Source organism: Bradyrhizobium sp. P5_C12 (assembly GCF_054049735.1).
On sequence record NZ_JBFULU010000020.1, the window covers coordinates 41194 to 63804 of the forward strand.

Annotated in this window: 19 protein-coding genes; 4 read left to right on the forward strand and 15 right to left on the reverse strand. The window is 63.2% G+C overall.

Going from position 1 to position 22611, the window contains the following annotated elements; all coding sequences use genetic code 11:
* Positions 1–5: 5 nt before the first annotated feature.
* From ACXJMY_RS19255 to ACXJMY_RS19285, 7 genes are all read right to left on the reverse strand, one after another.
* Positions 6–938, reverse strand: a complete 933-nt coding sequence (locus tag ACXJMY_RS19255; protein WP_456620917.1) for a hypothetical protein — start codon at positions 936–938, stop codon at positions 6–8.
* Positions 935–1705, reverse strand: a complete 771-nt coding sequence (locus ACXJMY_RS19260; protein ID WP_456620993.1) for a class I SAM-dependent methyltransferase — start codon at positions 1703–1705, stop codon at positions 935–937. Before ACXJMY_RS19260 ends, ACXJMY_RS19255 begins: the two co-directional genes overlap by 4 nt.
* A 114-nt stretch (positions 1706–1819) precedes the next feature.
* Positions 1820–3343: an oligosaccharide flippase family protein gene (locus ACXJMY_RS19265; RefSeq protein WP_456620918.1), complete on the reverse strand. Its 1524-nt coding sequence runs from the start codon at positions 3341–3343 to the stop codon at positions 1820–1822.
* 10 nt (positions 3344–3353) lie between these two features.
* Positions 3354–4175 (reverse strand): SDR family oxidoreductase, encoded by an 822-nt coding sequence (locus ACXJMY_RS19270; protein WP_456620919.1) that lies wholly within the window; start codon positions 4173–4175, stop codon positions 3354–3356.
* Positions 4176–4188: 13 nt separating this feature from the next.
* Complete coding sequence (locus ACXJMY_RS19275) at positions 4189–4890, reverse strand: acylneuraminate cytidylyltransferase family protein (protein WP_456620920.1); 702 nt, start codon at positions 4888–4890, stop codon at positions 4189–4191.
* Positions 4887–5795: a Gfo/Idh/MocA family protein gene (locus ACXJMY_RS19280; protein WP_456620921.1), complete on the reverse strand. Its 909-nt coding sequence runs from the start codon at positions 5793–5795 to the stop codon at positions 4887–4889. Before ACXJMY_RS19280 ends, ACXJMY_RS19275 begins: the two co-directional genes overlap by 4 nt.
* Positions 5792–6841 (reverse strand): nucleotidyltransferase family protein, encoded by a 1050-nt coding sequence (locus ACXJMY_RS19285; RefSeq protein WP_456620922.1) that lies wholly within the window; start codon positions 6839–6841, stop codon positions 5792–5794. Before ACXJMY_RS19285 ends, ACXJMY_RS19280 begins: the two co-directional genes overlap by 4 nt.
* A gap of 196 nt (positions 6842–7037) precedes the next feature.
* Between ACXJMY_RS19285 and ACXJMY_RS19290 the strand changes: the two genes are divergently transcribed.
* Positions 7038–7649 carry an acetyltransferase gene (locus ACXJMY_RS19290; RefSeq protein ID WP_456620923.1) on the forward strand — a complete coding sequence of 204 codons (612 nt, stop codon included), beginning with the start codon at positions 7038–7040 and terminating at the stop codon, positions 7647–7649.
* On the opposite strand, the gene neuB is transcribed toward ACXJMY_RS19290, so the two are convergent.
* The 7 genes from neuB to ACXJMY_RS19325 form a co-directional block, all read right to left on the reverse strand.
* Entirely contained in the window at positions 7646–8716 is a 1071-nt protein-coding gene (neuB, locus tag ACXJMY_RS19295; RefSeq protein ID WP_456620924.1) for an N-acetylneuraminate synthase, read from the reverse strand. The genes ACXJMY_RS19290 and neuB overlap by 4 nt on opposite strands.
* Positions 8713–9891 carry a UDP-N-acetylglucosamine 2-epimerase gene (neuC, locus tag ACXJMY_RS19300; RefSeq protein WP_456620925.1) on the reverse strand — a complete coding sequence of 393 codons (1179 nt, stop codon included), beginning with the start codon at positions 9889–9891 and terminating at the stop codon, positions 8713–8715. The genes neuB and neuC overlap by 4 nt, the downstream gene beginning before the upstream one ends.
* A complete protein-coding gene (locus ACXJMY_RS19305) occupies positions 9884–11068 on the reverse strand; it encodes a LegC family aminotransferase (protein WP_456620926.1) in 1185 nt (394 codons plus the stop codon). The genes neuC and ACXJMY_RS19305 overlap by 8 nt, the downstream gene beginning before the upstream one ends.
* Positions 11069–11087: 19 nt before the next feature.
* Positions 11088–12107: an NAD-dependent 4,6-dehydratase LegB gene (locus ACXJMY_RS19310; RefSeq protein ID WP_456620927.1), complete on the reverse strand. Its 1020-nt coding sequence runs from the start codon at positions 12105–12107 to the stop codon at positions 11088–11090.
* Between the two features lie 134 nt (positions 12108–12241).
* Positions 12242–13444 (reverse strand): HAD-IIIA family hydrolase, encoded by a 1203-nt coding sequence (locus ACXJMY_RS19315; protein WP_456620928.1) that lies wholly within the window; start codon positions 13442–13444, stop codon positions 12242–12244.
* An 84-nt stretch (positions 13445–13528) separates the two neighbouring features.
* Positions 13529–16033, reverse strand: a complete 2505-nt coding sequence (locus ACXJMY_RS19320; RefSeq protein WP_456620929.1) for a hypothetical protein — start codon at positions 16031–16033, stop codon at positions 13529–13531.
* Positions 16034–16084: 51 nt separating this feature from the next.
* Entirely contained in the window at positions 16085–16969 is an 885-nt protein-coding gene (locus tag ACXJMY_RS19325; RefSeq protein WP_456620930.1) for a class I SAM-dependent methyltransferase, read from the reverse strand.
* 584 nt (positions 16970–17553) lie between these two features.
* Between ACXJMY_RS19325 and ACXJMY_RS19330 the strand changes: the two genes are divergently transcribed.
* The 3 genes from ACXJMY_RS19330 to ACXJMY_RS19340 all read left to right on the forward strand — a co-directional run bounded on the left by ACXJMY_RS19330 (position 17554) and on the right by ACXJMY_RS19340 (position 20451).
* A complete protein-coding gene (locus ACXJMY_RS19330) occupies positions 17554–18294 on the forward strand; it encodes a hypothetical protein (RefSeq protein ID WP_456620931.1) in 741 nt (246 codons plus the stop codon).
* Positions 18295–18386: 92 nt separating this feature from the next.
* Positions 18387–19229, forward strand: coding sequence for a hypothetical protein (locus tag ACXJMY_RS19335; protein ID WP_456620932.1), 843 nt, complete (start codon positions 18387–18389; stop codon positions 19227–19229).
* A gap of 82 nt (positions 19230–19311) precedes the next feature.
* Positions 19312–20451 carry a hypothetical protein gene (locus ACXJMY_RS19340; protein ID WP_456620933.1) on the forward strand — a complete coding sequence of 380 codons (1140 nt, stop codon included), beginning with the start codon at positions 19312–19314 and terminating at the stop codon, positions 20449–20451.
* Between the two features lie 74 nt (positions 20452–20525).
* On the opposite strand, the gene ACXJMY_RS19345 is transcribed toward ACXJMY_RS19340, so the two are convergent.
* Entirely contained in the window at positions 20526–22595 is a 2070-nt protein-coding gene (locus tag ACXJMY_RS19345) for an acyltransferase family protein (RefSeq protein ID WP_456620994.1), read from the reverse strand.
* Between the last annotated feature and the right edge of the window lie 16 nt (positions 22596–22611).

Here is a 22611-nt window from a genome sequence, read left to right on the forward strand (position 1 = left end):
CCGCGTCAGAGCCGCATCACGGTGCGCTCGAGGTCCGTCAGGGCACCGACCGCGCGGAAGCGCGCCGGCGGTTCGGGATAGATGCGCGGCTGCTGGATATAGGTTGCCGTGTAGAGCAGGCGGCTGTGATCCGACTGGATCCGGCTTCCCATGTGCAGGCAGCGGGCGGTGTTGACGATGAAGCACGACAGCCGGGGCGCGATCATTTCCTTGACCGCGTCGGGCCCGGTCTTGGCGAACACCTGCGCGTCGCTCATGTGGCTCTTGAGAGTGTTGCGAAATGCCTTCGACGGCCCGGCCGGGATGAAAGTGAACGGACCGTCGGCGGTGTTTTGCACGTCGGTCAGATAGATGAAGAGCTTGCAGACGCGCTTGTCGTCGTGGTCGAGATGCCACAACTGGGAGAAGCTCAGCGCCTGGTTGGGCGTCGGTTGCGACAACGTCAGCACCACGTCCGACAATTGCGGCAGGTCGTGCATGAAGTCGCCGATGATGCGCAGCGCAGCCGGCTGGAGCGCGTTTCGAACGAAGGGGTGGTCGGTCGCAAAGGCGCCGTTGACGAGGTCTTCGTCGAGCAGGCTGACCCAGAACGATTTGTGCCCTTCCTTCTGACGGCCGACGAGCTCGTTGAGCCGGCTGACCTTGCCGTCGGCGAACGATGCGACGGCTTCCGCGAGACTGCGATCGACGAGCGCAGATACGTCGACATAACCGTCCTGGTCGAGCTTGCGGCTCGCCGCGGCCCATTCGGGCTTTGCGGGAAGCTGCTTCAGGAGCGCGACGCGTTTGGCGCGGGCCGGCAATTGCAGCCCGGTCAGAGCCGCCTTGAGCACCCATCCGAGGTCGGTGCGGTTAACATGCCACAGCAGGCGGCGGAACTGGCTCACCTTCGCCTTCTTGGGGGCAGGTCGATCGGCCGTCGTGTTGATGGTCGTCATGTGGGCTCCCAGCAATACAAAAAACCATCATTGTGGATCGTCGGGGCGAACGGCATCCGTTCACGGGCCAAGATGCGGACGCGGCCCTGTCGCTCGTAATCGTCCAGGGTCGAGAACAGCTGCGTCTGGTAGTCGACCGAACGGATGTAGAGGAAGCTGACGATATCCCGCGGATTTGCCAGGTTCAGGAGCTCTGTCGTCGGCTCGATGTTGATGACGCGCTTCGGCCCCGCCGCGATGATGTTGTCCACCACCTTGCGCACGTCATAAGGAATCTGCTCGATGCAGAAATAGGTGAAGACGACCTGGTCCCTGATCGCGGAATAGCTTGGATCGGCACCGTCGGTGAGGTCGATCCTGTCGAGCGAGATCCGGTCGGACAGGCCAAAGTGCGCGGCGATCTCGCGGCCCGCGGCGATCCCGTTCGGCGCGATGTCGAAGCCGCGCAGCTTCCAGTCAGGATGATTGAGGTGAAGCGACAGCAGGTTGACGCCGCAGCCTGTGCCGAGCTCGACGATCTCCGTGGCGCCGCCCGTGTGGCGCGCCAGCAGTTCGCCGAGGGCTCGAGCGCGATAGCTGTAATAGTCGTCCGCCGGGACCCTGCAGATCCGATTGTCGACCTTGCGAAGCTGTTGCGCGGAATTCTTCGGGACCAGGAATTCGCCGATGCTCGCGGCTTTCGTCCAGGGCTTTTCCGAGAGCATTCGCTGCCAGTGCGTCAGATTGTATTCGGAATCGACGACGTCAGCGGTGCGCACACGGCGCATTGCGAGACGGCCGATGCTCCTGGCCGCATCCAGTGCATACGCCGTTGCCTTGTCCGACAACGATGCCGGAGCGAAATCTGTGACGGCTTTCGTGTCTGTCGCGTGGATGTTCATTCAACTGCTTTTGGATGTCAGTCCCATCAGTTGTCCGACCGCGGGGAATACAGTCCGGTGCCGCTTCTCGAGCACCATAAAGTATTGAAGCACCCAGGTGATTAGACAGAAAACCATGGAACCGAGCGCGAGCTTTAGCACGCTGTCGAACCGAATGTAACCTGCAATTGCTGCTAGAAAAATGCTTGCCAGGACCAGGATTGCGAGCTGGGTTCCGATCGCCCGCGCGAAGCGATTGCGATCGAGATCGAGTGCGCTGCGCAGCTCTCCAAGCTGCCAGGGCAGGACGGCAATGCTGCCGATGACCTGGCCGAGAATCAGGGCGCGTTCTGCGAACAGATGCAATGTCGCGGCGGAGACGAGCGCCCAGATCAGCAGCTGGATCGCCATCAGCGTGTTGAGCCGGGCCTGCACCTCGGGCCGCGTCAGGAAGATCAGGCTGCCGATCGCCACATATTGCGCGCAGATCGGAACCAGGAAGCTCAGGCCCATCCAGAACGCGTAGGGCGCAAGAAGAGGACCGATCCAGATGTTCATGATCTCGGGCGAAAGGATCGCGGTTGCGGCAAGCGGCGGCACCACAAACATCGGCATCATGATGAGGCCGAGGTCGCCGAGGCGCTGGAACGAGGTAGTGCTGCCGCGCTCATCGAGGCGGCTGGCGACAGGCAGCAGGGCGGATGTCAGCAGGCTGACCACGACCTTGGAAACGCGCGACAATCGCACCAGCGCGTCGTAGGTGCCGACGGCCTTGGGTCCGAACAGCAGTCCGATCAGAAACGGTTGAAGCGGCCCGGAAATGCCGCCCATCAGCTTGCCCTGCAAGAGCAGCAGGCAGCGATGCAGGAGATCCCGCCGGACATCAGGGGTCCACGGCAGCAATCGCACGTGCTTGTGCCGCAGGCCGACAAACGCGGCGATCCCGATGACGATCGCGCGGGCTGCAAGCGTGCCGAGATAGACGTAGGCGACCATCTCGAAGCCTGCCGCATTCCACGATGCCGCGAATGTCAGGCCGACATAGGCCGCCGTTGACGTGACCTCCGCCACGCGGAGCAGGTTGTAGCGCTCGAAGCCTTTGACGGTCCCTTCCCACACCAGCGCCGGAACGAAGAGCAGATTCGCGAGCGCCGTGTAGTGCATGATCCGCGTGAACGTCTCCAGATGCGCGGCGTCGACCTTCATCGCACTCACGAGCAGTGGCGTCGTGAGCCAGATGACGGCGCTCAGGATCAAGGCGAGGGCAATGGAGACGATCCCCAGAAAGGTGATCTGGTGGCTCGCCTGCGTCCAGTTGCGATGCTCGCGCGCGCGCGCGACGACCTGGGTGGCGACCTCGGACAGGCCAAGGTCCAGCACCGCCATCATGCCGCCGGGCAGCAGCAGCCGCGAGATGACGATGAGGCCGAACTCGGTCACGCCCCAGGTCCGGATGATCAGCGGGATAACGAGGAGGCCCAGCAACGCGGCCACGCCGAAGGCCAGCGCCGAAATCACCGTATTTTGGACCAGGCGCTTGATCATTGGTATTTTGCTACCAGGCGCTCAGGCCGCCGTCGACGGCGATGTTCTGGCCGGTCACGTAGGACGCAGCATCCGACACCAGGAACAGCATCGTCCCCACCATCTCGTCCGCGCGGGCCATGCGGCCGAGCGGAATGCGGGCGCCGTAGCGCGCCTTGAAGGTCTCGTTCTGCCCGCTCTCCACCCCGCCCGGGGTGAGGGTATTGACGCGAACGCCTTTCGCCGCCCAGTAGGTGGCGAGGTGCTTCGTCAGTCCGATCACGCCAGCCTTCGAGGCCGTGTAGACCGCAGGCGTATTGATGGCGCGGCCGAGATATTCGGAGCCTTCGTAGATGCGCTGGTCGGGGGCCATCAGGCCGTAGATCGAGGCGGTCTGCACAATGGCGCCGTAGCCGCGCTCGGCCATTCGGCCGCCGAACACCTGCGCGACGTTGAACATGCCGTCGAGGTTGACCGCCATGATCTCCCGCCAGGTGTCCAGCGAGAACGTCTCGACCGGCGCAAAGAACGCATCGACATCGCGGGTCTTGCTCGCGGCATTGTTGAGCAGGATGGAGACCGGTCCCAGGTCGGCTTCGATCGCATCGGCCGTGTTGCGCACGGAGCTGGGCTCGGTGATGTCGCAGCCATAACCTCTGGCGCGGACGGCATGGCGTGACGTCACGTCGACTGCCGCCGCATCGGTCGAGGCCTGCTCGAGATCGACGATCGCGACATTGGCGCCGAACTCGGCGAGGCCCTCGGCGAAGCGTCGCCCGAGAATGCCGCAGCCGCCGGTGACGACGGCGGTGCGGCCGGTCAGATCGAACAGAGCCTTGAAGCTCGTGGTCATCGCTTAAGCCCCCTCAGGCCGCCTGTCGCTGGCGCAGCAGCAGCTCCACCAACGCAAAATCGAGATCCGAATCAATATCGATCGACCGCTCTTCCGGCATCTCGAACAGGCGAGTGTCCGGATAGAATACCGCGGGCTGCGCCAGGAACGGCGCGACGCGCCAGACATAGATCGACGCGTTCATGTCGAAGCAGCGCGGCGCATCCTGCCGGCGGGTGATCGGAGGCTCCGCAGGTTTGGAGAGGCCGACGCTGCCGTCGGTGCGCTGCTCGACCAGGTTGAAATAGGGCGAGCGGCGCGCCGGCGCGCCGGTAATGACATTGCGCGCGCCGCTGTCTTGCAACAACGCCACCGCGCCGGTGATATCGGAGGCGAGCCTGAGCGGCGAGGTGACGTCGAGATCGACGAAGATCTCCGGCGTCACGCCCGTTCGCGCGATGGCCTGTTCGAGACAATGGCGGATCGCCGGCAGCTTCGGCGCGGTATCGGTCGCCATCTCGTCCGGACGCTTGACCGCGATGTCGGCGCCGGCCTGCAGCGCCGCGTCGAGCAGGGCGTCCGAATCGCTGCTGAAGGCGATCGCCTGGAACAGGCCGGTTTCGCGCGCCTGCTCGATGCTCCACGCGAGCACCGGCTTGCCGAGGAGATCGCGCGCATTTTTGCCGACGACCCCCTTCGAGCCACCCCGCGCGCAGATCGTGCAGACGAGACTCATGGCGAGATCCACGTCTTGGTGCGCAACGCGCGCTCGCTGGCGTCGATCAGATGCACGACCCCGAGCGCCTCGGGCAGCGAGCAGACCGGCCTCGCGCCACGCATGGCCGCGACATGCATGTCGCGATAGCTTTGGTCGCGCTCGCTGGCGATGTCCGTCGCCTTGCCGTTGACCGCGAGGCGGCTGCCGACGAGATCGGCCTCGATGGTGTCGTCGTCGACATTGACGCGAATGCGGCGGATGCCCTGGCGGTCGAGATAGTCCATGTGGACGTGGACGGATGGCGCCCGCTGCATATCGAGCAGCAGGTCGAGATGGTCGTCGACGTCGATGTCGCGCGCGCCGGAGGCGCCGCCCAGCGCTGCGACGCGATGCCACGGCCCGAACAGCCACAAGAGATAATCCAGTTCGTGGCTGAGATCCCTCAGCACGCCGCCGCCGGCGTCGGCCGTGGCGGAGGCGGTCGCACGATGATCGCGGCCGGGCCGCCAGTCCCTGATGTCCTGGCCGACATAGGCGGCGACGGTGATCACCTCGCGCCCGCGCAATCTCTCGGCAAGTGCCGTCATCACCGGGTGGAAGCGCAGATTGTATCCGACGCTGACATGGGCGAACGGATATTTCGGTGGCGGCGCCGGTGATGCGAACAGCGGCTTCTCGACCAGGACCGTGCCGTGGAATCCGGCCTGGGCGAGCTCTTGCAGATTGTCCGCATGGCGCGCGGTCTCGGTGGCGATCACCGCGTAGTCGGGATGCGCGTCCGCGACAGCCTGTGCGATCGAACCGTAGTCGCCGCCGTCGCGGCGGCTGACGGTCGCGACCTCAAGACCGAGCTCGCGCAGGATCCGCGCATGCCGCGTTCCGATCGAGCCGAGGCCGATCACGACGGCTTTTGTCGAGGTCACAGGAAGACCTCATGAAACTCCGCGTGCGCTTGCTCGAAATCCTCCATGCGGCCGATGTCGAGCCAGTATTCGCGGATCGGGTAGACCGCGACGCGCCCGTCGCTGGCGATCACGCGCTCCAGCACGGTCGGCATGTCGATCCTGACGCCGGGCGGGACATGGCCGAACACGGAGCTGCCGATCACATAGATGCCGGCACTGACGAACCAGCTCTCGGTCGGCTTCTCGCGAATGGTCTGGAGAAACCCGTCCGAGGTGGAAACCACGCCATACGGGACATGCACCTTGTGCTCGCGCACGGCCATCGTCGCTTCCGCCGCTGTCCCGTTGTGGAAGTCGAGAAGCGAGGCGTAATTGATCGTGGTGAGGATGTCGCCGTTGGTGACGATCATCGGCAGGTCCGGCAGCGTCGGAAAGAGTCCGAGCGCGCCGGCGGTCCCGAGGCGCTCGGTTTCGTGCACATACGCGATGTTGGCGCCGAAGGCGGCACCATCGGCAAAGTGGTCCTTGATGATGTCGGCCTTGTAATTGACCGAGATGAAGATGTTGCCGAAGCCCTGCTGCACGACGTTGCGGACGATGGTTTCGAGCAGCGGCCGGCCGCCGACATTGAGCATCGGCTTCGGCACCTCGCGCGTCAGCGCGCCCAGGCGCTCGCCGAGCCCGCCCGCCATGATCAGGACTGGATTCGGATAATGGCGCGGTTCGAGCAGCTCATCGAGCGTCTCGACCACGATCAGATGGCCGCCCTCGTCGACGAGCGGGAGCTGCTTGATCGATTTCTGCCGCATCAGGTGCAGGCGGTCGTCGCGCGGCAGCGTCGCGGGCGCCGACACCGGCGTGCGGTTCATGATGTCGGTTGCAAGTCCGGCGAGCGGAATGCCGCGCAGCAGGCCCCGTCTGACGTCGCCGTCGGTGACGACGCCGAGCAGGCGATTCTGGTCGTCGAGAACGAGCGCAATCTGGATGCTGCCGCTCTCGATCGCGGCAATGGCCTCGCCCACGGTCGCCTGCGCTCCGACGATGGCCTTACGCCAGGATTTCATGGCAATCTGCCTCGTATACGCCAGATATCGGGGGCGGCCCACGGCTGAGTCTGCTATATCGCGGCTGCGAGAGGCGGCGTCAACCCCGGCCGGCCTCCCCGGGCGGGCCCGTTAACCTCAGCGTTTCGCGGCACGAATCGGTGGTTTGAAGACCCGCGGTCCGGCCGTTAGGATCGCCCGGCGCAGGGGAATCGCGATGGACGATCTCATCATCATAGGCGGCGGCGAGCATGCCTTCATGGTCTACGAGGCGGCGCTGTTGTCCGGCCAGTTCAAGCTCGTCGGCTTCCTCGATCGCCAGCCGGGAACGCTCGGCGACATCAGCTATCTCGGAACCGACGCCGCCGCGCCGAACTATCCGAATGCGGCCTTCGTCGTCGGAGTCGGAACGCTTCAGGCGGGGCCTGCGCGACGGCGGATGATCGCCCGAATGCAAGTCAACCGCTGGGCGTCGGTCATTCACCCGCATGCGTTCGTCTCTCCATCGGCGAGGATCGGTGCGGGCGTCGTCATCATGCCGGGTGCGATCGTCAATGCGCGAAGCTGGGTCGGCGATCACTGCATCGTCAACTCGGGCGTCGTCGTCGAGCATGATGTGCGGATTGGAGACTACACGCATCTGTCGCCGGGAACCGTGGTCGGCGGCGGCGCGCAGATCGGCGACGATTGCTTTATTGGTCTCGGTAGCCGGATCAGGGATCATATTTCCATCGGCAGCGAGACGCTCGTCGCGATGGGCTCCGTCGTCACCGCCTCATGCCCGCAAGGGTCCATGCTGCGCGGAATTCCGGCACGGCCACAGAGCTAGAGTGGATCGTCCGGTTCGAGCGCCCGTGGCGCCGCCGTTCCGATCAGCGACCAGTAGTCGATCGGCGGCCGGCCCGCGCCGGGCCGCTTGGCGGTGATGTCGGCCGGGCCGATGGTCTCGCCGGCCTTCAGCGCCCGCGCCGCCACGATGCTCTTGCGCGCGACCGGCACGTTCCTGATCTCGGATTCTTTCGGCGCCTTCACGCCGTCGCCGAGCGCACGTTCCACGTTGCGGATGGCCGCAACCATCTGCTTGAAGTCGTCCGGCTCGAGCGAGGCGGCGTGGTCGGGACCGGGCGCTTTGCGGTCGAGCGTCAGGTGCTTTTCGATTGTCGTGGCGCCGAGCGCAACCGCGGCCACCGAAATCTCGAAACCGTCAGTGTGATCGGAATAGCCGACTGGAAGCTGGAACGCGGATCGCATGGTCGCCATTGCGGCGAGGTTCACGTCGCCGGTCGGACAGGGATATTCGGTGGTGCAATGGAGCAGGCTGACGTGCCGCGTCAGCGCCGCGCGTGCCTCCGGATCGCGCCATGCCGCGCGGAAGGAGGCAATGCTGGCCGGATCGTTGCGCTGGCCGTAGCCATGAGCCAGTACGCCAAGCGCTTCCTCGATCTCGCCGAGCGTCGCCATGCCGGTCGACAGGATCAGCGTGGCGCCGGACCGCGCCGCCGCATGCAGCAACGGCGCATTGGTAAGGTCCCCCGATCCGATCTTGACGCGCGCCAGCTTCAGCGACCGCAGAAAGGCGAGCGAGGCGTCGTCAAACGGTGTCGACAGGAACTCGATGCCCCGCTGCTCGGCGCGCGCAATCAGGGTGTGATGCGCGGCTTGCGGCAGTTCGAGCCGTTCCAGCATGGCAAGCTGGCTCTCGGCGGCGTCCGTGGTGCGTTGCTGGTAGTCTGCCTTCTTCGCCGCGCCGCCCGCCAGCGCCTTCGCATTGAAGGTCTGGAACTTGACGATGTCGGCGCCCGCCTCGGCGGCCGCATCGACCAGCGCCAGCGCCTTCTCCAGGCTGCCGTCATGATTGACGCCGGCTTCCGCGATGATCAGCGTATTCGTCGTCATGTCAGCGCTCCACTTGCCGGAAGCTCGTAAAAGCCCTTTGCGAGAAGCGGCCTGAAATCGGGGATGCCGGCGATGATGTCGGCAAATCGCCGGCTGGATTCGCCGTCGCCGTAAGGGTTGACGGTGGCCTGCCGGCCGCGCTGGAGCGCTTGCGACATGGCGGCGGTGATCGCGCCGCGCTCGGGCGCCGCGTGAAACACCGAGGCCGCGCGCTCGCGTCCCTTCTGACGATCGCCGATGTCGACCGTGGGAACGCCGAATGACGGCGCTTCGAGGATGCCGCTCGAGGAGTTGCCGATCACCACATCGACCTGGCTCATCAGGCTGAGATAGCGGAGCTGGCCGAGCGAGGCGACTGCGATCGTGTTCGGCCGGGTCGCCGCAAAGGCTTCGATCCGGCCGTTCAGCGCACGGCCCTCGGCATCGGCATTGGCGAGCGTGAAGACCAGACCGAAGGCCGGATCGAGCGCCGACAGGGCCGCGAACAGCTCGTCCAGCTCGGCCATCGAGCGGCCGGCCTCGACCGTGACCGGGTGGAAGGTGACGAGCGCATTGCGTTCGCCGAGCGGCATCCCAACCGCGCGGCCAAGGCTGTCGCGGTCCATCAGATCGAGATGCTTGATGGCGTCGATGCCGACCGAGCCGATGGTGTGAATGCGGGACGGATGCTCGCCGAGCTGGGTCAGGCGCTGCGTCGAGCCCTGATTGCTGGTGAAATGCAGATGCGACATCTTGCTGATGGCGTGGCGCGTGGATTCGTCGACCGCGCCCTCGGTCACGTCGCCACCGAACAGATGCGCCATCGGCAGTCGCATGAACATCGCGGCCTGGGCTGCCGCAAACATCTCGAAGCGGTCGCCGAGCACGACCACGAGATCCGGTTGCAGCCGCGCGAAGGCATCGGCAAAGCCGATCACGCCGAGCCCGACCGATTTCGCGACGCCGACGCCGGTGTCGCTGCTGAGCAGCGTCTCGACGCACTCGTCGACCTCAAAACCCTCGTCGCGGATGGCGTCGAAAGTGTAGCCGAACTCCGGCGCGAAATGCATGCCGGTGGCGACGAGCTGAAGCTTCAGGCCAGGCGTCTGGCGGATCGCGCGCATCGGCCAGACCAGCAGGCCGAAGTCGGCGCGGCTGCCGGTAACAAAGCAAATCTTGCGCGCGGCATTATTCATCGCTGACCCTGATGCTGGCGCTGCTGGGCAGGTTGATCAGCCGCCGCTCGATCGATTCGGCGGTCGCAAGGTCGCCGCGCGGGCTTTGGGCGAACATCGGCAGCTTGTGCATCAAGGTCCAGACCGGACGCGCGCCGAAGCCGGCGTCGTTGAGCGCGGCGAGCAAGTCGTCGCGCCGGTCGGCATGGGTTTCGTCGAGCAGGATCGCGTTCAGCCAGTAATTGCTCGTCGTGTCCTTCGGCTCGCGCGCGAAATGGACGCCGGGAATGTCCGCAAAGGCGCGCTGATAGGCCGCAGCGACCTTGCGCTTGCTTGTGAGGAACCCGTCGAGCTGTTCGAGCTGCGCGCAACCGAGCGCGGCGTTCAGGTTCGGCAAGCGATAGTTGAAGCCGACCTCGTCGTGGATGAAGGCCCATTTGTGCGGCAGCTTCGCCGTCGTGGTCAGGTGCTTGGCGCGGCGTCCGAGCTCTTCGTCATTGGTAAGGATCGCGCCACCGCCCCCTGTGGTGACGATCTTGTTGCCATTGAAGCTGAGCGCGGCAAGGCGCGCCCGGGACCCGACCGCATGGCCCTTGTAGGTCGAGCCGAGCGATTCCGCTGCGTCTTCGACCAGCGCGATGTCCCATTCGTCGGCAAGTGCGGCGATCGCGTCCAGATCTACGGGGTGGCCGAACGTGTGCATCGGGGCGATCGCGGCGATGCGCCGGCCGGTTTCGCGGTTGATGGTGCCCGTTGCCGTCTTCTCCGCGATCGCATCGAGCCGCACCGCGAGCGCGCGCGCGTCCATGCCGAGCGTTTCGAGCGAGCTGTCAACGAAATGCGGCGTCGCGCCGCAATAGGCGATCGCGTTCGTCGTCGCGATGAAGGTCAGGGCCGGCGAAATCACCTCGTCGCCCGGCTCGACGCCGGCGAGGCGGAAGCAGGCATGCAGCGCTGCCGTGCCGTTGACGACCGCGACCGCGCGTTTGGCTCCAGTGACCTCCTCCAGCATGCGCTCGAACCGGTCGACGAACGGGCCGACCGAGGAGACGAAGGTGCTCTTGATGCATTCCTCGAGGTAGGCGATCTCGTTGCCGGCAAACACCGGTTCGTGCAGGCCGAGGATTCCGTTCGGCGTTCCCACCGCGCGCCGCACGGCATCGACGATCGTCTTCGGCTCGAAGTCTGATCTGGTCACGGGATTGTCCACCATCTCCTCAGACATTGTAGACATCAGCCTTGTAGCGGCTGAGGTTTGTGGGATTGGTGAACCAGTTCACGGTCTCGACCATGCCACGCCGCATGCCTTCGACGCCGCCGAACTCCGGGCTCCAGCCGAGCTGCTGGCGAGCCTTCGAGTTATCGGCCCAGAGCCGCTCGACCTCGCTGTTGGCGGGACGCAAGCGCGCTTCGTCGGTCTCGATCTCAATCGCCGTCCCCATGACATCGGCGATCATCTGCGCGGTCGCGCCGACCGAGATCTCAAAGCCGCTGCCGAGATTGATGGTCTGGCCGACGACCTGCTCCGCGGGCGCGGTGAGGCCCGCGATCAGGCCACGTGCGGTGTCGGTGACGAACGAGAAATCGCGCGTCGGGCTGACGGCGCCAAGGCGGATCGTCCGCTTGCCGGTTGCGATCTGGCTGATGATCGTCGGGATCACCGCGCGCGCCGACTGCCGCGGGCCGTAGGTGTTGAACGGCCTGATGACGACGACAGGCATGTCGAACGATGCGTGGAACGACAGCGCCATCTGGTCGGAGGCGATCTTCGAGGCCGAGTAGGGGGACTGTCCGACCAGCGGATGGCTCTCCTTGATCGGAACTGTCTGCGCCGTGCCGTAGACCTCGCTGGTCGAGGTCTGCACGAAGCGCCGCACGCCGGCCATGCGTGCCGCCTGAAGCACGTTCACCGTGCCGCGCACATTGGTCTCGACGTAGGAATCGGGCGCGACATAAGAGAAGGGAATCGCGATCAGCGCCGCCAGGTGCAGCACGTCGGTGCAGCCGTTGGCGGCCGCGATCATGAAATGCGGATCGCGGATGTCGCCGGCCACCACCTCCACCGACTTCATGATGTCGGCGGGTACCGTGTCCAGCCAGCCCCAGGAGTTGAAGGAGTTGTAGTAGACGACCGCCTTGACGCGAGCGCCGGCCTTCACCAGTTCCTCGACGACATGCGAGCCGATGAAGCCGTCGCTGCCGGTGACGAGGACGCGGGCGTCCTTCAGATCTTCCATGCCGGACCCCAGAAGGCGATTAAGCCAGTATTCGCAACAGGATGGCGCTATAGCACACTGGCGGTTGCGTGCAACAGAGCGGCCTCGGACATTGGCCAAATGCCGGGCGATTCAGCAGTTTTCGTGACGTGGGCCTAGACTTTTCCGGCCGGGCCCAGCCGTTGTTTCACGAATGCCTCCAGATTCCCGCCTTCGAACAAGTGGCCCGCAACGCCTGCGGCCTGCGCTGCCTCCATGTCGCTCGGCTTGTCTCCGATCACCATGCTGCGCGTCATGTCGACCGGAAAACGCTGCGCAAGGTCGGTGATCATACCCGGCGCCGGCTTGCGCCGGTCGCTCGTGCGGCAATAGCGCGCGACCGTGCCGTCGGGGTGGTCGGGGCAATATTCGAAGGCGTCGATATGCGCGCCGGTCCGTGCCATCTGGTCCGCCATCCAGCGGTGCAAGGCGACGACGTGATGCTCCTCGTAATAACCGCGCGCGACGCCGGACTGGTTGGTGATGACGAAAGCGAAATAGCCGGCGTCGTTGATCGCCTTCACGGCCTCGCGCGCGCCCTCGATCCATTCGAGCTTGTGCGTCTCGAAAGTGTATCCTGAATCATGATTGAGCACGCCGTCGCGGTCGAAAAACACGGCGGGACGCCGCAGCTTCTCCCGCAATTCGCGATCGGCGCGCGCGAAGTCATCGGGGATGCCGATGTCGATGAAATAGCCGCGATAGGCTGTGCCGCGCAGCGCGCCACTGCTGGCGAGGCCGGGGAATACGTCCTGCTCCAGCGAAGCAGGAAGCCGGCTGATGCTGGCGATGACGGACTTGTCGACAACGTACACACCGGCATTCACCGGTCCCGTCGCGCCCGCACCAGGGGCGACGAATGCGTGCACCACGTCTCCATCCATGACGACACGCCCGTAGCGGTCGCCTTCGACCCCGGCGCGCAGCGCCATGTGGACGCCGCCGGCGCCTGCACGCGCGATCAGGTCGAGCAGGTTGAAGTCGAACAGGGAATCGCCGTTGAGCAGCAGGAAACGCTCGTGCAGGAGATGGGCTGCGTGAACCAGCGCACCGCCGGTGCCGAGCGGCTCCGTCTCACGGGACACCACGATCTTCGCCCGGCCCCTGGTCACACCGGCATAATGCGCCTCGACCAGTTCGGCCTTGTGGCCGGCAAGCATCAGAATCTCGTCGAAGACGTCATAGCGGATGAGTTCATCAATCAGCGTGTCGAGAAACGGCCGCCCGCCGATGTCCAGCATCGGCTTCGGAACCAGCTTGGTGCGATCGCCGAGCCGCGTGCCGAGGCCTCCGACGAGGATGACAGCCTGTCTCAGCATGAGGTGCCAGTTTCACAGCTTGGACCGGGGATCCTAACCCCGATCCGGAACAATGCGAGCGTCAATTTCCGTCCCCTTTTCTTGTCAGCGCGTACAGGGAATGCGAACCACCACCGTTTGCTTGTTGGCAAACAGCACCGGAAACGGGCTCGCGCGAAGCGCGTCGACGGTGGCGGGCTCCATCGGCTCCATCGGAGGGAAATAGCTGAGACGCTGGTCGGCCGCCAGATGTGTCCACTCGATCGTCCGGGGCGTGATGATCGCGACCAGGTTCCAGGCATTCTCACCCGTCTCCAGAATGTTCTCGATCGTGGACCTGGCTTCCTCATTCGTCACTTCCGGGATTGCAGCCCCAGTCGCGTCGGAGGGCTCCCCGGCCGATTCCTGCGACGTTGGGCTGCGGACGGCTCGCATGAATCCGCTCAACGCATCGGTCCTTCGCATCTGGAAGTAGGTCTCCGAATTGATCGCCCCCACCAGGGGCATGATCAAGCCGCAAGCGCTTTCAAGCCTGCTGCCTGCCTCGGCCGGCTGGAGGATTGCGTGCAGGACCGATTTTGACCGCTTCGCGACCGCTCCGTTCACAGTATCCAGATTGGAGAACAGATAGGCGGCCGGAGCGCCGGTGATCGCCTGGATCATGCCCAACGTATACGGGTCGGAGAGAATGATCCCTTTTCGCAGATTGTCGTGGAGCCAGCGGGCGACTTCAAGATCGTCGGCGTTGTAGTGGGAAACGACCGTCGCGCTGTCCGGAAGCGCGCCGTAGCTGTAGCTCCTGGTCATGCCGGACAGGCCGGCCCTGTCGACGGCAACGCCCAACCCCATGACGCCCACGAGAGCGCAAATGTRGATCGGTCTCGATCCGGCCAAGGTCAACAACGCGAGGGCCATCAACAGCACGACGCCCGCGAATTCCGTCGGCCGGAGGAACGCCTGGTAACCAGCAAAGGGCAGGTCGGTCCGCCAGGCAAACGCGTAGATCGTAACCACGAGAATGGCCGCAAGCAGGGCAACCGCGGTCGCGACCAGGGCCCGCCGACGCGGGGAGGAAGGAAAGGGATCGATGAGCAACTGACAGAATGTCTCGGTCGCCGTGATCGTGAACAGCGCCAGGATGATTGCGCTGGCGCGGTAGAGGAACGGGAAGCCTGACAGTACGGCCAGGCTCAGACCGCAGCCGGCAATCCAGGACCACACGAGTACCAGGAAGCTTTCGGTCGGAGTTTTGATTGCACCCGATGGATCGCGAAAGACCGGTCGGGTCATCCACCACCATGCAACGCCCAGCGCGATGCAGATGGAGAAAAGTGGGCCGATTGCCCGGCCAAGCTCGATCACGGCGACCTGTGGTCCGGCGCCCAGGAATAGCTCCTCGCCGCCCTCGATCTTTCTGTCCAGGATCAGTCCGGTGATCGAGGAGAACGTCTCGTTGGCGCTCATGGATGGGATGTAGCCGAAGCGCATTCCTGCGACGCAGACGACAATTCCGGCAATGACCGAGGGCAATGCCAAGGACAGAAGTCGCAGGGTCGCGATGCTGCGCGACGGCCACACGGATACCATCTGCATGATGGCGAGGTAGAGAAGCCAGCCCGCCATTACCGTTGGAACGAACAGATAGGATCCGCGGTGTGCAAGCAGCAGCGTCGCCGGCCAGATGCAACCAAGAAAGGAGATCCCTGCATATCTATCGGGGATGCTCGGAATCCTGAGGACCAATAGCCCGGCCATAAGCAACGCAAGCGTGAACGTATTGTTGTTGACGGCGAAAACGAGCAGGAGCGTTGCGCCAGCGCCCGCGGTCAGCAGCACAGCCGATCCCATCGACAGACCGTTCGCTTTCCGGTCCGCATTGCCCATCAGCACGCCGAGAAAGACGACACTGCTGACGACGGCCAGGCTGCCGTTCGTCATCAAGACGACGGCATTGCCGGTCGCGGCGAAGAAGAAGGCAATCCACTTCCGAAGCGAATCGACAAAAATGCCCTGCACGAAGGCGTAGAAAGCCAACAGGAAGAACAGGACCGAGAAGAAGCGATACGTCCAGCTGAATCTCAGGAGGTCCAGGCCGAGCGTTCCGGCGAGAGCGCCTGCGAGCGCCGAACGAAGATCGACATAGGATTGAGCCGCATAGGGATTGATGACGCCGCTATCGGCGTACTCTTGCGCCGTCTTCATCCAGTGAACGTCGGCGCCGATGTCCCCGTAGGGAAAGCTGGAAAATGCGCCGAAAGTCCACCACCAGGTCATGAGCGCAATCGGCAGCGACAGGATGCACCAGGCGGCTGCTGCACGCCTCTCACCGACGTCCGGGCGCCAGTTGGGCCACGACCAGGCAAATCCGRAGCAGGATACGGCTACCATAATTGCGAATTGAAGCCATATGCCGCTTATGAAGAGCGATAGCAGTCCGAGCAGAATGCCAGTTGCGGAGGCGCCGACGGTAAATCCGAGAACGATGAACTGGCTCTTTGTGAGCCGCCACATGTCGACCAGCTTCGCCGGCGCAATGGCCAGAATCGAAAACCCGGTGCCGAGCTGGATCAGGAAGAACAGGAACGTCAGGACAAATGTGGTCGTCCACATTGCGCGATCTCTATCGGGGGCGTCGGCCAAGCAGCCGGGAACTGGCGATCTTCAATTTCCTTTTGACAGGTCGGCCGGGCGGCCAACGATCAGGGAGCCGAGCGTGAACAGATCCTCTTCGGAGAAGCCTCTGAAGCATGGTGCCAGTCGTTCCAGGATATGCTGCTCCGGTGTCCGGCGGTCGGGTTGATCGCTGAGTAGCTCAAACCCGGCCTCTCTAAAGAGCTGCAGATACTCGCTGTGACGCAAACGATTGACGTATTGGAAGCGCGACTGGAAAGGCGCCCAATCCTCCTCGGAATAAGTCAGGAAGTTGAACGAACTGATGGAGGGATCGAAGCCCTTGAAGTGGTCGCCATAGTCGATTTGCATGAGAACCAGTCCGTCAGGACGCATGATCCGTCGCAGTTCCTTCAAGATCGCCGCGATGTCGCCCTTGGGAATGTGCTCGAGCGTTTCGACGGAGACCGCGCAGTCGATCGAACCGGCCGGCAGGCCCGTCGTCCGGGCATCGGCCGGTGCGCGATACTCGATCCGCCACGAACGTTCGAGATCCTCCAGGGAATTCATATCGGGGTGGCTGTTGCCACTGACCCGAGAAATGATGGCGGCGTTGGAGCGGATCAACTCCAGTTTGGCCAGGCGCTCGATGTCGACAGTGATGAACCGCCGGGCCCCGTGCGCGCTGAAGGCCAGCGGAATGATCAGGTCGCGCCCGGCGCCGAACTCGAAGCAGGTCGAATCCCGCAGCGGCCGGAGACTGTACTTCTCGTGGACGTCGAGCAGCCGCTGCGCAAGAGTGTAGATGGATCTGACCTGCTTCTCGGGCCGCGGCAGCCGTCGTGTGACATAGCGCTGCAGGGCGTAGTGGATGTCTTCGCCCAAGGGGATATGCGACAGCACCGAGAACGCTCGCGCCTTTGTTTGCCAGCGCACGTCAGCGGTTCCTTGGTGGAATGGACGTCGTGATTGGACTGATGCTGACGAGCGGTCGTTGAAGCACGGTGTAGGTCCAGGAAAGGCCGATCTTCCGGCTGTTCAGGCAAGTACCAAGTCACGTGGCCGGATTCGGTCATACGGGAGCCGCAGGGGCAATGCAAGGTTCCTGGGACAGGCAGGATCGCGAGCGATCGGCAACGACAATCCACAAGATGATCGAGTTGGCGCCATCCGCGCGCGGGGCCGGCCGGCCTATGCGAAACTGACAATTGCCGAGTGCGACAATGATCGCGAACGGAGCCCCGCGGCCGTACGAGGAGCAGAGCCCGAGCGGAGTGTCGATGCTGCCACGCAGCCGCAAGAGACGGGAGCATGACGATCGTGTTCGGGGCTAGCCGTCGATTTCGAATTGCTCGACGCGGTGCCATTCCAGGTTGATTCCGCTATCGGCTGAGCGTAAATAAGCCCTTGTATTACAGCGACGTTTTAGCATGCGGGCAAGAACATCGCGTATGATCTATGGAAATTCGCCGGTTCGGTCTGCGCCGATCTTCCCTTGCTCTCCCGCTGAGTCTTGTCGAATGTCCGGTGAATTGCAGATTGGCGAGGCTGTCGCAAGGGGCTATCCCCCCGCCGTGCTCTACCTGCGCAACGACGAAACCGTCACGACGGAAGTTTGTGCCTTCAACTATTTCTCCGTTTTCCTCAAGGACCATCCGGATGCGGATGCCCATGTCTGGCTGTTCGACGGCGCGGGCAGGCCGGCAGGATATTTCCACAGGGAGCTCGGCCGCAATGGACAGCTGCAATTGCTGACCTCGGAGCTGTGTCCACGGATTTCGGGGACGGTGGCGATGGCGCTGATTCCGAAGCAGGAGACCAAGCTTCGCCCGGGACGCAAGGTGACGACCGGCTACTACGCGCAATACTATTCGCCGCATGGAGCGATCACGCTGTCGCACGAGCGCGAGCCAGTTGCCGCGGCCCCGTTTCCGACCTCCGCCTGGATGCAATCATATCTCACACGCTTGCTCAGAGAGTCCGGCGTGGTGCTGGTGAACTCCTGCATGGCATCCGAAGGCGCGTCGGTTGGGACGGCACGACTCATGGCGTTGGACGGCAGGGCCCTCGATGAACGCGCGCTGCCGGAGATTTCGCCAATGGGGGCGGTCCGCATTGGCACGCTTGACCTGTTCCCCGACGCCGAGCGGCTGATCGGCCAAGCCGAAGGTTTCGCCCTCGAGTTCAAGGGCACCAACATCGCGAGCCCGTTCAGCTACTATGAATTTGCGAACGGCAAATTCAGCCTGCATCATTTCTAGGGGCGGTGTCCGTGGCACGTTTCTCGTCAACTCCGTGGAAGCCTTACGAGCCCCGATTCACGTTCCCGACGTTTTCGGGAATTGAGAACCGGATGGGCTTCTCGATTCCGGCATGGTACCGCCCGCTCGACGTCAGATATCTCCGCAGCCTCGTCGCCGGCAGCCTGCGCAAGAACTTTCGCGAAACGGTCAAGGATCTCGTTCCCGAGCTCGCCAGCCTGGTCGCCTCGGGCTTCAGCAAGAAGCTCAGGTTCAGGCTGCATATCCTGTCGCGCGACGGCGACTACCGGGCGACCTACGAGTTTCCGGAAAATTATGCGCCTGGCGCCTCCGTCGAGATCGAGCTGTCGCGTCTTTTCGCCTCGCTCGGGCTGCCGCAGGACGACTATCTCGTTGTTGCCGTGATGTCGCGCGGACGCATGGACGGCTTTCGCTCTTCCCCCGCCAGCTATTCGATGACCTATGTCGACCAGGACAATGTCGCGATCTACCGCACCGGCGCATTCGCCCGGCCGCTGAACGAGGGCAGGCTCAAGGCACATGTCGGGTTCACCGGGATCAATCCGAAGATCATTGCGAACCAGGACATCGTCAGTAGCCTGATGCTGATCAACCACTCCTCCGATCCCGAATACGCTCATGCCGCCCATCCGACGTCGAAGCTGATCCGCGAGGACGGCGAGCAGATCGAGGGCGACTTCGGCGTGATTCCGCCGCTCGGGGCGCGCGAGATGTCGGTCGTCGACATGTTCGGCAGCCGCGTGTTCGATTTCCTCAAGCCGTTCGGCGGCCGCGGAACCACGGTCACCACCTGCACCGGTGTCACGCTGGCGAGCCTGCACCTGCAACGCACGAACGACAACCGGCGGACGCTGCTGGGTATCGAGCATTCGCGCCCTGCGCACATGAATCTCGCCGGCATTTTGCAGCATTAATTGAGGACATCGATTGTCGGAGCACGGGGGAATGCTGTCATGGTCCGGCGGGCTTGGCCGCTTGCTGAAGTTTGACGAGCATATGAAGACTCCATCCCTCGGCCTCGTGCTGGGGTTCTGGGCCATCTCGAACGTTCTGGTCATCGCCTGGTGGTGGGTGAATTTATCCGACAGGTATCTCCCGGGCGTGCTGCGGTACGTCGGAATTGCCTTCTACGTGGTCGTCGCGCTCGTTCCGCTCGTGCTCCTGTTCAAGGTCCGAAGGAGCTTCTTCAATCCGGTCACGCTGGGACTGCTCGTGAGTTGTTGTCTCGCGCTGTCGATCACCGCGCACGAGGCCAACCTGCTGCGCGAGCAGCTGCAGTTCAGCCTCGATCACGAGCGCGAGTTTGCCCATATGGACGCTGTGGAAGGCGTCATGCGGCCGTTGCTGGCAAAGATCACCGAGGCCTACGTCCAGATCCTCGGCGACGACCGCACCAACGGGGGTTCGACGTTCCACACCCACATCGTCGCGAACTACCTGTTCGATTCTCTGTCGTTTCTTGCCGTGTTTGCGCTGGCGACGCTGCTTCTGTCGCCGACTGCGACGTGGCTCTGCCTGCTGACCTTTGCGTTCTATACGCAGATCGCAATCTACCCGGGACGCATGGCCCCCGTCTTTATCGCGGGCGGGTTGTTCTGGCAGCTCTTTCTGCTGGCATCGCGGCGATATCCCGCCGCGATCATTTCCGGACTGATCATCAGTTTCGGGCGTACCGACGTCGTGTTCGCGTCGGCGTTCTCGCTTCTGGGCCTCGCAGCTTTCGAGCGGCGATGGCCGACACCGAAGGAATGGGCCGTGTTCGCCGCGCTGGTCGGCCTTTCGGTGGCAGTGCCGAAGATGCTTATCTGGATGCATCCCGGAACCGATTTCAGGTCATTCCTGGTCACGAATGGCGATTTCAGCAAGCTCGTCGTCAATCTTCAAACCATGAAGCTTGTGGTGGCCATCGCCAGTCCCGTGCTCGCAATCATTGTCGTGAGGACGTTTGCGCTGAGCCGGACGATCGCCGTGGTCGTTCCGGCCTGCTTGATCCATGTGGGGCTCGTCTTTTTCATCGCCGATTTTTCCGAGACGCGACTGATCATACCTGCGCTGGGTGGGCTCGCCTTCGTGGCCAGTGAAGCGCTTGGAAAGCTGCTGGAAGGCGAGCGCGATGCGCAAGCCGGCAGCGGCTGAGACCGGGCCCGGATTGCGCCCCGCCAAAGCGGGCGGTCCGGTTCAAAAATTGATGCGTTAGAGGTCGCTCGCGATCACCGGCCCACGGACGTGTATCTCGGAAGAAGCGCCTTCAGGTCTTTTCCGATGATGCTTTCCCCGCAGACGCTGAGATGATCGGAATCCCTGTACATCAGGCAATCGCCGTTCAGCAGGCCGATTGCATCCTGGTTGATGACATCGGAGAACGATATGAACCGGAAGTCCCTGGGTTGCAGGCCAATTTTGCCGCGAAGGTGCTTGTCGAGCGCGGAAAAGATGTCCACCGTCGGAGGATTGAGATGAAATCCTGCGCGCGCAACCCGTTTCATGTTTTCGAGGTCGCGGAAGTCCATTCTCGATTCGACAAAAGGACCGAGCCAGATTGTCCTGGYCATTTTCGACATGGCTTGCAGGTAATCGATCGTCATGGCGATCGGGCGTTCGTTGAAGTGGTACTTGCCTCCAAATCTCAGCACATCGGCAGGCTCCTGCCGGTCATGTTCGTCGACCACGAGGTGAGATCCGGAGAAATGCAAGATGACCGTCCCCACGACCTCTCGATGAGCGTCCCTGAAATTGTCGAAGCCAATATAGGGACATTCCGGAATCCTGGCCCAGGGCCGACATCCCGGGCCGACCAAGCCAACGACGAATTTGCCGTAGTTGTTCCTGAACAGTGCATTGTAGATGTTCATCGCGTGGGAATCCCCGAGAACAACGGTCGCGGGTCCGAACCTTTTCGAGCAATCGATGAGCCGGCCCCATACGGCAGGCTCGAACTGGTTCGTCCAGAACACGCAATCGCCGTCCGAGCCCATGTCGCGCATGAAGTCGCCGCCCGTGTTGCGCTCGAGCAATTCATAGAGACGGCGGGTATCGTCGCTGCTGAAGTAAAGGCCTTGCTTTTCGAATCCGTTGGTGGCGATCGCAACGATGCTGGTACTGGCCAGACAACCCATCGCGAGCGAGCAAAGCGCAATCAGGGCCGGCCTTCCCAACCACTTGCGGTCTCTGGCCGGCTGCTCGACAAAGCGATAGGTCAAGGCGGCCAGCACGAGAGAAATCGCCGTCAGCGCGAATGCCACGCCAACGTTCGGCCGGTCGAAGCCGTTCAATCTGGCGAAAACGAATACCGGCTGGTGCCATAGATAGGCGCCGTAGCTGATGAGGCCGATCGATACGGGAATTCGACTTCCGAGGAGCTTTCCGGTCCGCGTCCGTGCGCTTGCGAATGCGATGACAAGGCAAGCGCCAAGCACGGGCGGTAGAGCGCGGAAACCAGGGTATCGGATTTCGCCGTGGTCCAGCAGGCCATAGCCGATGAGTCCGATTCCGATCAGAACGAAAATGTCGAGCGCCGAATCCGGCAGTTCGGCCCTCAACTTCGTCGCCGGCCATAGCGCCAATAGGGTGCCAGCGAGCAACTCCCAGAGCCGGCTTGGTATCAAATAGAAGGTGGCCTCCTTGGTCTGGGGGCCCCATTGGGCATAGGCGATGCTTGCGACTGCAATCGCGGCAAACAGTACGCCGGCTCGCTTGCGACCAAATCGCAGGGCGAGCATCAGGAGGACGGGGAAAACCAGGTAGAACTGCTCTTCGACACCAAGGCTCCACGTATGCAACAGCGGCTTCAGTTCGGCCGCTCTGTCAAAGTAGCCACTCTGCGCCCAGAAAAACACATTCGACGCGAACACGCACACGGCGATGACGCTCTTCGAGAATTCCAGCACCTCGCGTGGAAGCATGAAGATGAGAACGAAGGGAACGCAGACCAGTACAACGACAATGAGTACTGGCAGTATTCTTCGCGCCCGCCTCTCGTAAAAGGCTGCGAATGTGAATTTGCCCGATTCCAACTCGGTGCTGATGATGGAGGTTATCAGATAGCCACTGATGACGAAGAAGATGTCGACGCCGAGATAGCCGCCGGGAATCGCATTCAATCCCGCGTGGAAGAGGATAACCGAGAGAACGGCGATGGCTCTAAGGCCATCAATTTCGGGGCGATAATCCACTTGGCTCGCAAATTTGAAGCGTCGAATGATCTTACGTGAGAACGTCAACGAGGCAAGGGCAAGCCGCCTCGATGATGATGCCAATTGATCGCGGACCAGCGATGGCATCGCCAAGACGATCGTC

Excerpts from the sequence above, each read along its gene's own strand:
- ACXJMY_RS19255 (WP_456620917.1), bottom strand. The coding sequence starts at position 938 with ATGACGACCATCAACACGACGGCCGATCGACCTGCCCCCAAGAAGGCG.
- ACXJMY_RS19260 (WP_456620993.1), bottom strand. The coding sequence starts at position 1,705 with ATGCGCCGTGTGCGCACCGCTGACGTCGTCGATTCCGAATACAATCTG.
- ACXJMY_RS19265 (WP_456620918.1), bottom strand. The coding sequence starts at position 3,343 with ATGATCAAGCGCCTGGTCCAAAATACGGTGATTTCGGCGCTGGCCTTC.
- ACXJMY_RS19270 (WP_456620919.1), bottom strand. The coding sequence starts at position 4,175 with ATGACCACGAGCTTCAAGGCTCTGTTCGATCTGACCGGCCGCACCGCC.
- ACXJMY_RS19275 (WP_456620920.1), bottom strand. The coding sequence starts at position 4,890 with ATGAGTCTCGTCTGCACGATCTGCGCGCGGGGTGGCTCGAAGGGGGTC.
- ACXJMY_RS19285 (WP_456620922.1), bottom strand. The coding sequence starts at position 6,841 with ATGAAATCCTGGCGTAAGGCCATCGTCGGAGCGCAGGCGACCGTGGGC.
- ACXJMY_RS19290 (WP_456620923.1), top strand. The coding sequence starts at position 7,038 with ATGGACGATCTCATCATCATAGGCGGCGGCGAGCATGCCTTCATGGTC.
- neuB (WP_456620924.1), bottom strand. The coding sequence starts at position 8,716 with ATGACGACGAATACGCTGATCATCGCGGAAGCCGGCGTCAATCATGAC.
- neuC (WP_456620925.1), bottom strand. The coding sequence starts at position 9,891 with ATGAATAATGCCGCGCGCAAGATTTGCTTTGTTACCGGCAGCCGCGCC.
- ACXJMY_RS19310 (WP_456620927.1), bottom strand. The coding sequence starts at position 12,107 with ATGGAAGATCTGAAGGACGCCCGCGTCCTCGTCACCGGCAGCGACGGC.
- ACXJMY_RS19315 (WP_456620928.1), bottom strand. The coding sequence starts at position 13,444 with ATGCTGAGACAGGCTGTCATCCTCGTCGGAGGCCTCGGCACGCGGCTC.
- ACXJMY_RS19330 (WP_456620931.1), top strand. The coding sequence starts at position 17,554 with ATGTCCGGTGAATTGCAGATTGGCGAGGCTGTCGCAAGGGGCTATCCC.
- ACXJMY_RS19335 (WP_456620932.1), top strand. The coding sequence starts at position 18,387 with ATGGGCTTCTCGATTCCGGCATGGTACCGCCCGCTCGACGTCAGATAT.
- ACXJMY_RS19340 (WP_456620933.1), top strand. The coding sequence starts at position 19,312 with ATGAAGACTCCATCCCTCGGCCTCGTGCTGGGGTTCTGGGCCATCTCG.